The organism is Specibacter sp. AOP5-B1-6, from assembly GCF_052376555.1.
Taxonomy (GTDB): Bacteria; Actinomycetota; Actinomycetes; order Actinomycetales; family Micrococcaceae; genus Specibacter.
Window position 1 is genome coordinate 92,556 of record NZ_JBQSVT010000011.1, and the last position, 13,855, is coordinate 106,410.

Consider the following 13,855-nt stretch of genomic DNA (forward strand, 5'->3'; position numbering starts at 1 on the left):
CAGTCAATATGCCGCTTAAATTCAAGTGGCGCTGGTGGCGTAAGGAGCCGCAATGAAAGCTTTGCCCCTGGAACCAAGTGCCGGCCCGGTGGCCATTGGGTCGCGGATTCGCGCAGCCCGGCAGGACCAGCGGCTCACCATTGAGCACGTGGCGGACGCGACTGGACTGACGAAGGGATTCCTCAGCAGGGTCGAGCGCGACCTGACCTCACCGAGTGTGGCTTCCCTGGTCACCTTGTGCCAGGTCCTCTCCATCTCCATTGGTGAACTGTTCGCTGCCCCGGAAACCCACTTGGCCCGGCGTGGCGAGGGGCCGCGCATCTCTCTCGGCGGCGAGGGCATTGTTGAACGGCTGCTGACCTCGCGCTCGGAGCGGCGCCTGCAGATCCTTGGTGCCACGATCGAGCCGTACGGGCGCGGGGAAGCTGAACTGTACGCCGTCGACTGCGACGTCGATGTCCTGCACATCATCAGCGGCGAGCTGACGCTGCGCATGACCCAGGATTCCTATGAGTTGAAGGCCGGAGACACGCTGTCATTTCCCGGCCGTGAGCCGCACAGCTGGGAAAACTTTTCAGCCCACCCCGTCGAGGCCCTGTGGATCCTGGTCCCCGCGGCCTCGGGGTCGGGCTCAAGCTAGGCAGGAAGACGGGCCGGCTCGCGGGCCCCTCACCCGCCGCCCCTCACCCGCCGCCCGCCGCCCGTCGGCCGGTTGCCCGGCGCGGCGCGGGAAATGTTGCCAAAAGGTAGTCTTGCAGTGATTCAACTTATATTAAGGGGTGTTTGTGAGCCATGCGCAACGGGCCGACGCGAGGCGCCGTGACGCGACCGCACCCCGCCCTGGCAGCCGGACAAGGTTTGCCCTCAACGTTGAGGGCTTCGCCGGGCATGCTGGTTGAAACGGAAATTACGACCCCGGTTGCACTGACCCTTCTCGACGGGCGGCTCAACCCGGCCGCCGTGGGGTGGACGCGCACCCCGCTGCACGACACCTCAGGCATTGGCCGCGGGCGCCAGCGGTGGGGGCGGAACAAGCGCTGGGAGTATTGGGCCATCACCTCCCCGACCCATATTGTGTCCCTGACCGTTTCCTCGCTGGACTACGCGGCCGTGCACGAACTGTGGGTGCTGGACCGGGCCACCGGTGACTCCGTTGGCGCCAACGTGACGGGCATTCTTGGCGGCAGCGCCACCCTGCCGCGGTCGCTGGGCGAGGGCTCCGCCCGGGCGCAGACCAAGAACCTGACCATTGACATTGCCGAGGTTCCGGGCGGCACCCGGCTGCGGGCGCAGACACCCCGGGTGCGGCTGGACATCATGGCTGCCCGGCCCGAAGGCCACGAGTCCCTGGGTGTTGTGGTGCCGTGGAGCGAACGGCTTTTTCAGTACACGGTCAAGGATGTGGCCCGCCCCGCCAGCGGCACGTTGAACGTTGACGGGCGCACCGTCAGCCTTCCGGCGGGCGACTCGTGGGCCGTGCTGGACCACGGGCGTGGCCGCTGGCCGTACTCGATGCACTGGAATTGGGGTGCCGGTTCGGGCACCACTGATGGGCGCACGATCGGCATCCAGCTCGGTTCCAAGTGGACCGACGGCACCGGCGCCACCGAAAATGCGCTGCTGGTGGATGGTCGGCTGCACAAGATCAGCGAGAACCTGGTGTGGGACTACAGCAACACCGACTGGCTCGCGCCGTGGCACATCCACGGAGAATCGGCGGACCTGGTGTTCACGCCGTTTTACGACAAAGTCTCGGCCATCAATCTTGGGATCCTGGGCAACAACACCCACCAGTGTTTTGGTCATTACGACGGCGAGATCGCCGACAGCGCCGGAAACCGCATCCGGGTGGCCGGCATCCTTGGCTGGGCCGAGGACGTCCACAACCGCTGGTGATCCCCACGCCCTCCCTAACCTCGTGCCTCGGCCAGGGAACCCTCGGGCGCGTGGGCCCATTGCCCTCCCTAACCTCGTGCCTCGGCCAGGGAACCCTCAGCCGACGTGGACCCAGGGCCGCTTGGTAAGTTCGGGTTCGGCCTCACGGAGCACTTCGCGGGTGACCGGCGCAATTTCGCCCTCGCCGATGAACAGGTACTTGAGCAGGTTCGTGATCGGGTTGCCCTCCGTCCAGCGGAAATAAATGTGCGGGATCAAGCCGGTGGCGTCGCGAATGTGGAGCAGCACGGCGGCGATGGTGTTGGGCACGTTGGAGGCGTGGACCTGCAGGATCTTGAAGCCGTGCCGGGTGATGCCTCGAATCTCCAACGCCGTTTCAAAGTCCGAGGAGTCATCGACAATGACCTCCATGAACAACACCTCGCGCGGATTGCCCATCTCATTGACGAGTGCGGCATGCGCCAGCTTGCGCCGGTAGGCGGCAGCACTGCGGGTTTTCGGATCGTGGGAAATGATCCGGATGGTTCCCTCGTCCACGGCCGCCACAAAGTTCATGGCCACCTCATCCATGCGAATGTATGTTGCCCGCAGTTCAAAGGAACGCCGCAGCCGGGAGAGCAGGCTGACCACGACAATCCCCAGAATAAACAACAGCGCGATCTTGAGGCCGTCGGGCCGTTCAATGGAGTTCGCAACTGTTGTGTACACAAACACCACCGAAACAGCGCCAAAGCCCACCACCTTTGCCCGCTCGCCCTTACGCTTCGCCGCCAGTGTGACGGCGATCGCGGCCGACGTGATGAGCACCAGCACACCCGTCGCGTAGGCACCTCCCTGGGCATCGACGTCGGCCTTGAAAATGATGGTGATGAGAACGGCGACGGCGGTGAACACCAGCACCAGCGGGCGCACGGCTGCCGCCCATTCCGGGGCCATGCCGAAACGCGGCAGGTAGCGCGGGACCAGGTTGAGCAGGCCCGCCATGGCGCTGGCCCCGGCAAACCACAGGATGGCGATGGTGCTGATGTCGTACACGGTGCCGAAGCCTTCGCCGAGGAGGTCGTGGGCCAGAAACGCGAGGGCGCGGCCGTTGGCGGCGCCGCCGGGCTGGAATTCCGCGGCCGGGATCAAGATCGTCGTGGCGATGGAGGAGGTGATCAGGAAGCTGCTCATGATGAGAGCCGCCGTCGTCAGCAGTCTGTGGGCGCCCTTGATGCGGCCATCGGGATCCTCTTCGGTGTCGGTGGGCCGGCCCTTGATCTGTGGCATGACGGCGACGCCCGTTTCAAAACCGGACAGGCCGAGCGCCAGTCGCGGGAACACCAAAAGGGCGATGGCGACGACCATGACGGGGTTGCCATGCTGGGTTGTCAGCGCCGTCCACCAGTCGGCCGTGAGCAGCGGACTGCCGGCCACGTTGACCAGGGCGACACCGATGACAACGAGGTTCAGAGCCAGGAAGACTGCCACCAACACCACGGCGATGCCGATGGCCTCCTTGAAGCCGCGCAGGAAGACGGCGGCCAGTCCGGCAATCAGCACCAGCGTGATGGCGATGTTGTGGCCCTGCAGGAAGTCGGGGGCGAAGGGATTTTCAATCACGTGCGCCGTGGCGTCGGCGCTGGAGAGCGTAATGGTGATCATGAAGTCGGTGGCTGCGAACCCCAACAGGGCAAGCACAAAGAGTTTGCCCCACCAGCGCGGCAGGAGCCGTTCCAGCATGGCGATGGAACCGGCGCCATGCGGGCTTTCGCGGGCCACCCGTTTGTAAACCGGCAGCGCACCGAACAATGTCACGAGCACCAGCACGATGGTGGCCACGGGAGCCAGCACACCGGCGGCCAGGGCGCCGATGGCGGGTTGGTAGCCCAGGGTGGAGAAGTAGTCCAGGCCGGTCAGGCACATGACCCGCCACCAGGAATGGCGCTCGTGGCCGGCGGCGGGCTTGCCGTGCGGCCCCTGCCGCTTGCCCGAACTTTCCGGCAGGCCCTCGAGCAGCCATTGGCGCAGGGCCGCCTTGCCCCGGAGCTTTACAGCGGCGCCGGGGTCTTCAGGTGCTTTGGCGGGGGATGTCACTGGCGGCCTTCCGGTTCGACGCCGTTCTATGGCGGCTAATGGAGACTAGCACCGGCCGGGGCCCCGCGACCCCGGTCTTGACGAAATCTTAACGCCCAATTGTCGGCGGCGGGACGTGGATGGTGCAGGCCGTGCAGGCGGTGCCGGCCGTGCGGCTGGTGCTGGGCCCGAGCAGGAGGTGCCGCCACGGATCAGCGTCCAAGCCGCCGTCGCGGCTGCCCGGTGGGGAGGTGCCGCCACGAATCAGCGTCCAAGCCGCGAATCAGCTGTTGGGCAACAGCTGATTCGCAGGCCAGGCGCTGATTCGCGGCGAGGGGAGGGGCCGCAGCCCCGGGATCCCTCTCGCGGAGGCGCCCAATGCGGCGGAATGTATCCCCTGCGAAACTTTTGGTTCCCATTGGGCAACAACAGTTGTACGATGGTGAACAACTGTCCGGATGTGACGCACATCTACTGTGTCGGCGCCACCGGGAATCCCTTTGAGAGACGAGGACATCCATGAAAGAGCTCCGCATCGAGGCCAACGGCAATCTTGGCCCGATCGATTCCTCCCAAATCCCACGCTATGCAGGCGCCGCAACATACGCACGCCTCCCGCGGTTGGACCAGGTCGCCAAGGCTGATGTCTCAGTCGTGGGCGTCCCCTTTGACAGCGGCGTTTCCTACCGGCCCGGCGCGCGCTTCGGCGCCAACCACGTCCGCGAGGCCAGCCGCTTGCTGCGCCCGTACAACCCGGCCTGGGATGTTTCCCCGTTTGAAGACTGCCAGGTGGCCGACGCCGGCGACATGGCCGTGAACCCCTTCAACATCAACGAAGCCATTGAAACCATCCAGCAAAACGCGCTGGACCTGACCGCCGGCGGCTCCAAGCTGCTGACCATCGGTGGCGACCACACCATCTCCCTGCCGTTGCTGCGCGCCGCCGCCGAACGTGCCGGCGAACCCGTCGCGATGCTGCACTTTGACGCCCACCTGGACACCTGGGACACCTATTTCGGCGCCGAATACACGCACGGCACGCCCTTCCGCCGCGCCGTCGAGGAAGGCATTCTCGACACCGAGGCCATCTCCCACGTCGGCACCCGCGGCCCGCTCTACGGCAAAAAGGACCTCGACGACGACCACCGCTTCGGCTTCGGCATCGTCACCGCCGCCGACGTCTACTACCAGGGCGTGCTGGAAACCGTGGCCAAGATCCGCGACAGAATCGGCAAACGCCCGCTGTACATCTCGGTGGACATCGACGTCCTGGACCCCGCACACGCACCCGGCACCGGCACCCCCGAGGCCGGCGGCATCACCAGCCGTGAGCTCATCGAGATCATTCGCGGCTTCCGTGGCATGAACCTCGTTGGCGCCGACATCGTGGAGGTTGCCCCCGCCTATGACCACGCGGAAATCACCGGCATCGCCGCCAGCCATGTGGGCTTCGAGCTCGTGACCTTGATGGCCGACAACCATGTTGCAGGCGACAGGTTTGGCGCTCCCAACGGTTACGCCGCGCAGGCCCTTGATGCAGAAGAACGACGTCGGCCGGCCGGCTTTGCGCCTACCGCCACCACCGAGGGAGGCACCAAATGACGAACACCGACATGGCTGCAGTTGAGGAATCCGCCGACATCCAGCGCAACGGAGGCGACCTTGTTGTTGAAACACTGACCGCCCTGGGTGCCAAAACCGTGTTCGGCATCCCGGGCCAGCACGCGCTGGGCCTGTTCGATGCGCTCGGCCGCTCACCGTTGCATTTTGTCTCGTCCCGCGTGGAGAACAATTCGGCGTTTTCCGCCGACGGCTACTCCCGGGCCACCGGGGAAGTCGGTGTCTTGTTCCTGTCCACCGGCCCCGGGGCGCTCACTGCCCTCGCCGGCCTGCAGGAAGCGTATGCCACGGGCGTGCCCATGATTGTTGTGGCCAGCCAGATCCCGCTGGAGGGATTGGGCGCCCGCCGCAAGGGCATGCTGCACCAGCTCGATGACCAAAAAGCCTCCGCGGCCAACGTGACAAAGAGCCAGCGCCTGATCCAGCACGCCTCGGGCATCCCCTCTGCCATTCAGGACGCGTGGACGGAAGCCGTGTCCTCCCCGCAGGGCCCGGTCTGGATTGAAGTGCCGCAAAACGTGCTGCTGGACCTCATCTTCGTTCCGGCCGTCGAAGATGCGCTGGCCGACCCCTTTGACAACCCGCCGCGCGTCGAGCTGGTCAGGGAGGCCGTGAAATGGCTGTCCGCCGCCGAACGTCCCGCCATTGTGGCCGGCGGCGGCGTGCGCCGCGGCCATGCCCAGAAGCAGCTGCTCGCGATCGCCGAAAAGCTCAACGCCCCTGTGGTGTGCACGCCCGGCGGCAACGGCGCGTTCCCGTGGAACCACGAGCTGTCGCTGCAGTCGTGGATGGAGGACAGGTATGTCACCGAGGTGCTGGAGGACGCCGACGTGCTCGTTGTCATCGGTTCTTCCATGGGTGAGGTGTCGAGCAACTACTTCACGATGGAGCCGCGCGGGCGCATCATCCAGATCGACGCAGAACCCCGCGTGCTGGAATCCAACCGACCGGCCCTGGGCATCCGGGCCGACGCCGGCCAGGCGCTGACCGCGCTGGATGAGGCACTGGTTGAACCCCATGGTGAGCGTGCACAGTGGCACGGCGCCACCCCGCAGGCCGTCGTCAAGGACACGCTCGCCAAGGTGCAGTCCCGTCTCGACGGGCAGGACCTGGGCCTTGAACGCCAGTTCATGGACGACATCCGCGACGCCGTCCCGGCCGACATGCAGACTTTCTGGGACATGACCATCTCGGCCTATTGGGGCTGGAGCTGCTGGGACTCCAAGGACGGGGAATTCCACTCCGCCCAGGGCGCCGGCGGATTGGGCTACGGGTTCCCGGCCGCCATTGGCGGAGCGCTCGGCCTGCAGCGCCTGGGCCGGCCGGCCCGCGTGCTGGCCGTTGCCGGCGACGGCTCCTCCATGTACTCCATCTCGGAACTGGCCACGGCCAAGCAGCACAATGCGCCGGTCACCTGGCTCATTGTTGACGACGGCGGCTACGGCATCCTGCGCGAGTACATGATCGACACCTTCGGCAAGGCCACCCACACTGAGCTGGCCCGGCCGGACTTCGTGAAACTCGCGGAGGCCTTCGGCGTTCCGGCTCGGCGCGTCAAACCCGAAGATGTGGGGGACGCGCTCAAGGCGGCCTTCGCGGCCGACGGTCCGAACGTCGTCGTGGTTGACGTGCTGTTGAAGATGTTCGGCCCCACCCACCTGGACATCTAGCCCGTTGCCGGACGCTCGCCTTTGGTGAACTCCACCCACCCGCCGAACGCCCAGATGATGCCGTTGCCGCGAAAGCATCGGCATCATCTGCAGGCCCGGCGGGGCGGTGGCTAGAATCCGGGGCGTGTCAGAACCAGCGGCCCGTCCCCGGTGATCGCGATGGTGTGTTCCGAATGGGCGGTGCGGCTGCCGTCGGCGCTGTGCAGGGTCCAGCCGTCGTCGGCCATCCTCAGTTTGTCGGTGCCCCGCATGAACCACGGCTCGATGGCGATGACGAGCCCGGGCTGCAGGGGGAAGCCGCGGCCGGGCCTGCCGTCGTTAGCGACGAACGGTTCCCCGTGCATGGTGCGGCCCACGCCGTGCCCACCAAATTGCTTGTTGATCTTGAGGCCGGCTTCGCGGGCGACGCTGCCAATGGCATAGGAGATGTCGCCGATCTTGTTGCCCACCACGGCAACTGAGATGGCCTTCTCGAGGGCGCGCTCCGTGAGCTCGATCAGCTCCAGATCCTCCGGACTCGCGGCCCCCACCACGAAACTGATGGCCGAATCGGCCACCCAGCCATCCACGTTGGCGGCAAAATCGAGGGTCAACAGGTCGCCGTCGCGCAGCCGGTAGGGGTGCGGCAGTCCGTGCAGCACCGCGTCATTGACCGAGGTGCACAGGACGTGGCCGAAGGGGCCGGAGCCAAAAGACGGTGCGTAGTCGAGGTAGCACGATGTGGCCCCGCGCTCGCGAATGAGGTCGTGCGCCATGCTGTTGAGCTCCATCAGGTCCACGCCGACGGCAGCACGTTCCTTCAGGGCAGCGAGTGTTGACGAAACAAACTCACCCGCAGGCTTCATCTCTTCAAGTACTTTCATGGAGTGCAGTTCGATCATGGGGATCCGGCCTTTCCGCCAGTCGGTAAAAACATTGCTGGTATAACTATACCGGTAGTATGATGGGTGTCATGGTACGGGTGCCGCTCACGGCGGAAGAAATCAAGCGCGGGCAGGAGCTGGGTGCAGCCCTGCGCGTGGCGAGGGGTGCACGAACCATGGTTGACGTGGCCCTGTGCGCCGGCGTTTCAGTGGAAACACTGCGGAAAATTGAAACCGGCCGCAGTCCGTCCCCGGAGTTCTTCACAATTCTGCGTATTTGCTCCGAGCTGGGTCTGTCCATGGACGGCTTCAAGCGGACCGGCGGCGAAGCTCCGCCGGAATCCGCGCTGGCCTCGTAACCCGCTGGCCCCGCAGCCCGCCCGCCCGAGCCTCGGCGCCGGCCTCCCTGAAAAATCCAGAAACATCCCGCAAAGTCCTGTTGCACCTTCGCTACTTAACGCTACTATGTACTGGTAGTAAGCATCACTAAGTAGGAGGGAGGTTTTCCATGGGGAAGCAAATGACGGAGATGCTCAAAGGCACCCTGGAGGGCATAGTCCTGGCGATTCTGGCGACCCAGCCCGCGTACGGCTATGAGATCACCTCGCAACTGCGGGCCAAGGGCTTTGACGACATCGCTGAAGGCACCGTGTACGCGCTTTTGGTGCGAATCGAGCGCAACGGGATGGTCGACGTCGTCAAGCGGTCCTCGGAAAAGGGGCCGCCGCGCAAGGTCTATTCGCTGAACGATCAAGGCCGGGCAGAGCTTGAGGAATTTTGGAAAACATGGGGCTTCGTGGCCGAACGGCTCGAACAGCTCCGCGAAGGAGGCACGAAATAATGGCGGCAAAATGGATCGAGCTGGTCACGGGATCACTCGAGCAGAAGAAGCAATACCGCGAACACAAGGCGCGCGTCCAGGCGCTGCCCGCGAATTACCGCACCGCCGTCGAGGCGATTGAGCGGTACCTGATGTATTTCGGCTCCATCACCAACGGCGAAATCATGGTCACCATGCTCGACGACCTCGGCGACCTTTTCGAACAGGCCGCCGTGGACGGCACCCCCGTGCGCGACATCGTCGGCACCGAACCCGTCGAGTTCGTCGAGACGTTCCTGGCGAACTACTCCGAGGGCCAATGGATCAACAAGGAACGCCAACGCCTGATCGCCGCCATCAACGGCATCCCGGACGCGGAAATGTAGGGCAGCCCATGATCACCAACCAGTCCCCGGCCGCAGCCATCACCGTGGCGGGCCTGAAAAAATCGTTCAAGGACGTGCAGGTGTTGCGCGGCGTTGATTTCGAGGTGGCCCGCGGCAGCATCTTCGCCCTCCTCGGCTCCAATGGCGCCGGGAAGACCACCATCGTGAACATCCTGTCCACCCTTTTGAAGCACGACGCCGGTGCTGCCGCCGTCAATGGCTTCGACGTCACTTCCCAGCCGGGCAGTGTGCGTGAATCGATCAGTCTGACTGGCCAGTTTGCCGCCGTCGACGAGATCCTCACCGGGCGGGAAAACCTGGTCCTGGTGGCCAGGCTGCGGCACCTTCACGGACCCGGCGAAATTGCCGACGGCCTCCTGGAACGCTTCTCCCTGACCGATGCGGGCACACGCAAGGTGTCGACCTACTCCGGTGGCATGCGGCGGCGCCTGGACATTGCGATGAGCCTGATCGGAAATCCTCCGGTCATCTTCCTCGACGAGCCCACCACGGGTCTCGACCCGCAGGGGCGCATTGAGGTGTGGGCGGCCGTGAAGGAACTCGCCGGCCACGGCACCACGGTGCTGCTCACCACGCAGACCCTTGACGAGGCCGAACACCTCGCCGACCGGATCGCGATCCTGCATGAGGGGCGCATCATCGTCAACGGCACCTTGGCCGAACTGAAGGCCCTGCTGCCGCCGGCCACCGTTGAGTATGTCGAAAAACAACCCACCCTCGAGGACGTTTTCTTCGCCATCGTCGGCGGCAATGGCGGCGACGCCGTTGATACCACCAAGGAAACGTCATGAGCAAGCATTTTCTCTCCGACACCAACGTCTTGCTGGGGCGCTCCCTGCGCCATGTCACACGCAGCATGGACACCATCATCACGACAACCATCATGCCGATCGCGTTCCTGCTGCTGTTCGTTTATGTCTTCGGCGGCGCGATCCACACCGGCTCCGGATCTTATGTGAGCTACCTGCTGCCTGGCATTTTAATCATTACGATCGCCTCCGGCATCTCCTACACGGCGTTTCGGCTGTTCCTGGACATGCAGAGTGGCATCTTTGAGCGCTTCCAGTCCATGCCGATTGCCCGGTCCGCCGTGTTGTGGGCGCACGTGGTGACCTCGCTTGTCGCCAACATGGTCTCCGTGGCCGTCGTCGTGCTTGTTGCCTTGATTATGGGCTTCCGATCCGGGGCTGGTGCGCTGCCGTGGCTTGCGGTGGCTGGGATCCTGGTGCTGCTGACGCTGGCACTGACCTGGATCGCCGTGATTCCCGGGCTCACGGCAAAGTCTGCGGACGGGGCGAGCGCCTTCTCATATCCGCTCATCTTTCTGCCGTTCGTCAGCTCGGCGTTCGTGCCCACCGAGACCATGCCGGGTCCGGTGCGCTGGTTTGCCGAGAATCAGCCGGTGACCTCCATTGTGAACACGATCCGGAACCTGCTGGGGCAGCAACCCGTGGGCGGAGACATCTGGGTGGCCCTTGCCTGGTGTGTGGGCATTCTGGTTGTTGCGTACTTTTTTGCGATGGCCGCCTACCGGAAGAAGGCCGCGTAGGAGTGGCAATGCCCGTCCTCACGTCGGGGTGGCCCCTAAGCTGGGGGCATGGCCACTATTTACAATGCAGAACTCAGTCCGTCAAAGTCCGAACTTTTGAGCCGGTGGCTGCCTGCCCAGCCGTGGTTTGTCGGGGATGTTGGGGCCCTGGTTCGGCTGGGCGCGTTTCGCTTTGACGATCCGGCGGGCGAAGTTGGCATGGAAACGCATGTGGTGGGGGTTGGCGGCGGGACGTATCAGGTGCCGCTGAGCTACCGGAGCGCGCCGTTGGTCGGGGCTGAAGACTTCCTCATAACCACCATGGAGCACTCGGTTCTGGGCCGGCGTTGGGTGTATGACGCAACGGCCGACCCCGTTTACGTGCGCGAACTCGCGGCTGCCTTGCTCGCGGGCAAACCGCAGGCAGCGGAGCATTTGGTTGCGGGGGATGCGCTGGAGAGCCTGCCCGTGACGGCCCGGCTCAGCAGCACCGGAACGTCCGACGTCGAACTGCCGGAGTTGAGCATTGGCGCTCCGCGCACGACCGCGGGAGTCACCAGCATTCCAGCCGGGCCGTTGAATCTCGTTGTGCTGCGGGAATTGGGGCTGGAGGAGTTGGACACGTCCGTTCCGCGTGCGGCTGCACTGACACTGACGTGGGATGGTCGGGACGTCCCTGCCTTGATTGCCGCGGCGTACAGAAGCTGACACTGGTGGTCGCGGCCATTTTCATGTGGTGAACGTAGCCGTTCCCGGCTGTGGTGCCCGCAGTGGGCCCGGCTGGGAGCACGGCTGCGCATCGGTGGGCTGATAGATTGTGCGGATGGATCCCACCTGGTTGTTCGTCATTTTGATTCTCGTCGTGCTGTTCGCCAGCATCAGTGTGATCGGTGCCCTGCGGCGGATCGCCAGTGCGACGGAGAAAACCGCCGATCTTTTGGAAGCGCAATCGAAATCCTCCATCTCCGAGTAGCTGGAGCATATGCCGGTAAGTTTGGGGCATGACTAAACCTGTTGGAAACCTTGTCTCCATTTCCCTGGACTGCCCCGACGCGGATCTGCTGGCATCCTTTTATGCCGGTCTTCTGGGCCTCAAGGAAGCTTTTGCCACTCCCGACCGCGGGGTGATTGCCTTGGCAGGAGCCGGACCAATGCTCACGTTGATGCGCGTGGACGCCTACGTTCCGCCGTCGTGGCCTGAAGGTCCCCAACACCAGCAGATGCACCTGGACGTCGCCGTGCAGGACGTGGAATCGGCGACCGAAGCGGCTGTGGCCCTGGGTGCAACGCAAGCTGCGAATCAGCCGGCACCCCAACAATGGCGCGTGCTGCTGGATCCTGCCGGGCACCCCTTCTGCCTCACTGCCGTCCGCCCGGAGTAAGCGACGCATGCTGGCGCATTTGGTTCTCCGGGGTGGGCGGGTCGCGCGGGGCGCGAATCAGCGATAGCGTCGCGACATGATCCATAACCGTCATGAGCGCGAAATTGCCGCCAACGTTGTTGAAGTGGGAATGCTGATCGATTCGCTCGCCGGCAAGAACGATCGCCTGTGGCCACGAAGCCAGTGGCCAGCCATGCGCCTGGACGCCACGCTCGGTGTGGGTGCGGCCGGGGGCCACGGACCTGTCCGGTATTTCGTGACTCATTACGAGCCCGGTCGCCGGGTTGAATTTCAGTTCACGAAACCTGCAGGTTTCAACGGACGCCACGCCTTCACAGTCGTCGGCCAGTCAGAGAACTCGACGATGCTCCGGCACGAGCTGTCCATGTCGCCGAGCGGAACGGCGGTGTTTACCTGGCCGCTCTTCTTCCGCCCCCTGCATGATGCGCTCATCGAGGAAAGTCTGGATCTGGCGGAGAATGAGTGCAGTTCCTCGCCTGGCCGGACGCACCATCGATCACCGTGGACGAAGATCCTTCGCGCCGCGATGTCGGCTGGGATGAGCGGCAAAGGAAAAGTCCGGTAACGGTTCTGCCGCTCAGCGCAGCTCGCGCCGCATCAGTACGCGCGGGTGCACGGCGGCCCTTCCCACAACGTCATCGCCCTCGTACGCGAGCACCCCTGCGGAGGATCCTGGCGTTGCCGGGCGCCGGCACTGTTTGAGACGTCACTGTGGTCGGCCCGTAGAATCCCTTGCATGACCGAAAATTCTGCACACACCCACCACACCTTCGATTACATCGAGCTTGGAGTTGCCGACCTCCGTGCCGCCAAAGCGTTCTATGGCAGTGCCTTCGGGTGGACATTCAACGACTATGGCCCGGGGCCAGCATACGTCGGGATTCGAGGCACGGGGGCGGCGGAGGGAAGGGAAGTTGGCGGTCTCCGCTTGGACGCGGAGGTGAGTTCAGGGGGACCGCTCGTTTTGCTCTATTCGTCAGATCTGGAGGCCAGCGTACAAGCCGTCCTAAGCGCCGGCGGCGAGGTGGCCGAGGCGCCCTACGACTTCCCGGGCGGGCGACGTTTTCACTTCCGCGATCCCAGCGGAAACGAGCTCGGAGTCTGGTCCGAGAGCTGACCGTCAGGCGCTGCTGCCAATGGTTTCATGGACGCCTCCACCCGCTCCGGAATCATCGTGACGCGTGGAGTGAGATCTTCAGCGGGGAAGGTTTCATCGATGCAAGTGCGCCAGTAATGCATGTGCTTTTCATCTAGCCAATGCTCCGATTGCTCAACGCTGGAACCGTGTTCGCCCTGGATGCTGTACCAATAGAGGTAGTCGATGCCATTGACCGTCTCGGAAAAGATCGTCTCGACGTACATCTGTTCGGCTTCGAGCGTTTCGCGAACTGCGCCGGCGTTCGCGTTGAGGAACTGCAACCACTCGTCAACGTCGGCCTTGGCACCCTTGCGAACCCGGAAACGGGTCAGTTCAATCTTCATGGGTTCATAATGCCGTGGCAGGGTGGATGAATTCAAGACAGGTCCAGGCCAGGGCTCCGTTGATGGCGCGGAAGGCCAGTCGCGGAGTCAACCGGTGGGCAGGCGGTTCCC

Annotated in this window: 17 protein-coding genes; 14 read left to right on the top strand and 3 right to left on the bottom strand. The window is 64.3% G+C overall.

Annotated features, from left to right (window positions below; all coding sequences use genetic code 11):
• The first annotated feature begins 52 nt into the window (after nucleotides 1-52).
• Both ACT3TS_RS07815 and ACT3TS_RS07820 read left to right on the top strand, forming a co-directional pair.
• On the top strand, nucleotides 53-640 hold the full coding sequence (locus tag ACT3TS_RS07815; RefSeq protein WP_444530938.1) for a helix-turn-helix domain-containing protein: 588 nt from the start codon (nucleotides 53-55) through the stop codon (nucleotides 638-640).
• A 248-nt stretch (nucleotides 641-888) separates the two neighbouring features.
• Nucleotides 889-1,896 (top strand): DUF2804 domain-containing protein, encoded by a 1,008-nt coding sequence (locus ACT3TS_RS07820; RefSeq protein ID WP_444530939.1) that lies wholly within the window; start codon nucleotides 889-891, stop codon nucleotides 1,894-1,896.
• A gap of 96 nt (nucleotides 1,897-1,992) precedes the next feature.
• Here ACT3TS_RS07820 and ACT3TS_RS07825 read toward each other — a convergent pair whose 3' ends face one another.
• A complete protein-coding gene (locus tag ACT3TS_RS07825) occupies nucleotides 1,993-3,972 on the bottom strand; it encodes an APC family permease (RefSeq protein ID WP_444530940.1) in 1,980 nt (659 codons plus the stop codon).
• A 498-nt stretch (nucleotides 3,973-4,470) separates the two neighbouring features.
• Here ACT3TS_RS07825 and speB point away from each other — a divergent pair, with 498 nt between their 5' ends.
• Nucleotides 4,471-5,553: an agmatinase gene (speB, locus tag ACT3TS_RS07830; protein WP_444530941.1), complete on the top strand. Its 1,083-nt coding sequence runs from the start codon at nucleotides 4,471-4,473 to the stop codon at nucleotides 5,551-5,553.
• Nucleotides 5,550-7,241 (top strand): thiamine pyrophosphate-binding protein, encoded by a 1,692-nt coding sequence (locus ACT3TS_RS07835; protein WP_444530942.1) that lies wholly within the window; start codon nucleotides 5,550-5,552, stop codon nucleotides 7,239-7,241. Before speB ends, ACT3TS_RS07835 begins: the two co-directional genes overlap by 4 nt.
• 110 nt (nucleotides 7,242-7,351) lie before the next feature.
• On the opposite strand, the gene map is transcribed toward ACT3TS_RS07835, so the two are convergent.
• Nucleotides 7,352-8,122, bottom strand: a complete 771-nt coding sequence (map, locus tag ACT3TS_RS07840) for a type I methionyl aminopeptidase (RefSeq protein ID WP_444530943.1) — start codon at nucleotides 8,120-8,122, stop codon at nucleotides 7,352-7,354.
• Nucleotides 8,123-8,193: 71 nt separating this feature from the next.
• Between map and ACT3TS_RS07845 the strand changes: the two genes are divergently transcribed.
• The 10 genes from ACT3TS_RS07845 to ACT3TS_RS07890 all read left to right on the top strand — a co-directional run bounded on the left by ACT3TS_RS07845 (nucleotide 8,194) and on the right by ACT3TS_RS07890 (nucleotide 13,379).
• Nucleotides 8,194-8,463 (top strand): helix-turn-helix transcriptional regulator, encoded by a 270-nt coding sequence (locus tag ACT3TS_RS07845; RefSeq protein ID WP_444530944.1) that lies wholly within the window; start codon nucleotides 8,194-8,196, stop codon nucleotides 8,461-8,463.
• 149 nt (nucleotides 8,464-8,612) lie between these two features.
• The gene (locus ACT3TS_RS07850) at nucleotides 8,613-8,945 is read left to right on the top strand and encodes a PadR family transcriptional regulator (RefSeq protein WP_444530945.1); all 333 of its coding nucleotides are present in this window, start codon (nucleotides 8,613-8,615) and stop codon (nucleotides 8,943-8,945) included.
• Nucleotides 8,945-9,310: a DUF1048 domain-containing protein gene (locus tag ACT3TS_RS07855; protein ID WP_444530946.1), complete on the top strand. Its 366-nt coding sequence runs from the start codon at nucleotides 8,945-8,947 to the stop codon at nucleotides 9,308-9,310. The genes ACT3TS_RS07850 and ACT3TS_RS07855 overlap by 1 nt, the downstream gene beginning before the upstream one ends.
• Before the next feature lie 8 nt (nucleotides 9,311-9,318).
• Nucleotides 9,319-10,122: an ABC transporter ATP-binding protein gene (locus ACT3TS_RS07860; protein ID WP_444530947.1), complete on the top strand. Its 804-nt coding sequence runs from the start codon at nucleotides 9,319-9,321 to the stop codon at nucleotides 10,120-10,122.
• Nucleotides 10,119-10,880 (top strand): ABC transporter permease, encoded by a 762-nt coding sequence (locus ACT3TS_RS07865; protein WP_444530948.1) that lies wholly within the window; start codon nucleotides 10,119-10,121, stop codon nucleotides 10,878-10,880. The genes ACT3TS_RS07860 and ACT3TS_RS07865 overlap by 4 nt, the downstream gene beginning before the upstream one ends.
• Nucleotides 10,881-10,928: 48 nt before the next feature.
• A complete protein-coding gene (locus tag ACT3TS_RS07870) occupies nucleotides 10,929-11,567 on the top strand; it encodes a CG0192-related protein (protein WP_444530949.1) in 639 nt (212 codons plus the stop codon).
• A 115-nt stretch (nucleotides 11,568-11,682) separates the two neighbouring features.
• Nucleotides 11,683-11,832, top strand: coding sequence for a hypothetical protein (locus tag ACT3TS_RS07875; protein WP_444530950.1), 150 nt, complete (start codon nucleotides 11,683-11,685; stop codon nucleotides 11,830-11,832).
• Nucleotides 11,833-11,860: 28 nt separating this feature from the next.
• A complete protein-coding gene (locus ACT3TS_RS07880) occupies nucleotides 11,861-12,241 on the top strand; it encodes a VOC family protein (protein WP_444530951.1) in 381 nt (126 codons plus the stop codon).
• A 76-nt stretch (nucleotides 12,242-12,317) separates the two neighbouring features.
• Complete coding sequence (locus ACT3TS_RS07885) at nucleotides 12,318-12,827, top strand: hypothetical protein (RefSeq protein WP_444530952.1); 510 nt, start codon at nucleotides 12,318-12,320, stop codon at nucleotides 12,825-12,827.
• Nucleotides 12,828-12,998: 171 nt separating this feature from the next.
• A complete protein-coding gene (locus tag ACT3TS_RS07890) occupies nucleotides 12,999-13,379 on the top strand; it encodes a VOC family protein (RefSeq protein WP_444530953.1) in 381 nt (126 codons plus the stop codon).
• Here the strand turns inward: ACT3TS_RS07890 and ACT3TS_RS07895 are convergent.
• Nucleotides 13,328-13,744 carry a DUF6176 family protein gene (locus ACT3TS_RS07895; RefSeq protein WP_444530954.1) on the bottom strand — a complete coding sequence of 139 codons (417 nt, stop codon included), beginning with the start codon at nucleotides 13,742-13,744 and terminating at the stop codon, nucleotides 13,328-13,330. The genes ACT3TS_RS07890 and ACT3TS_RS07895 overlap by 52 nt on opposite strands.
• Between the last annotated feature and the right edge of the window lie 111 nt (nucleotides 13,745-13,855).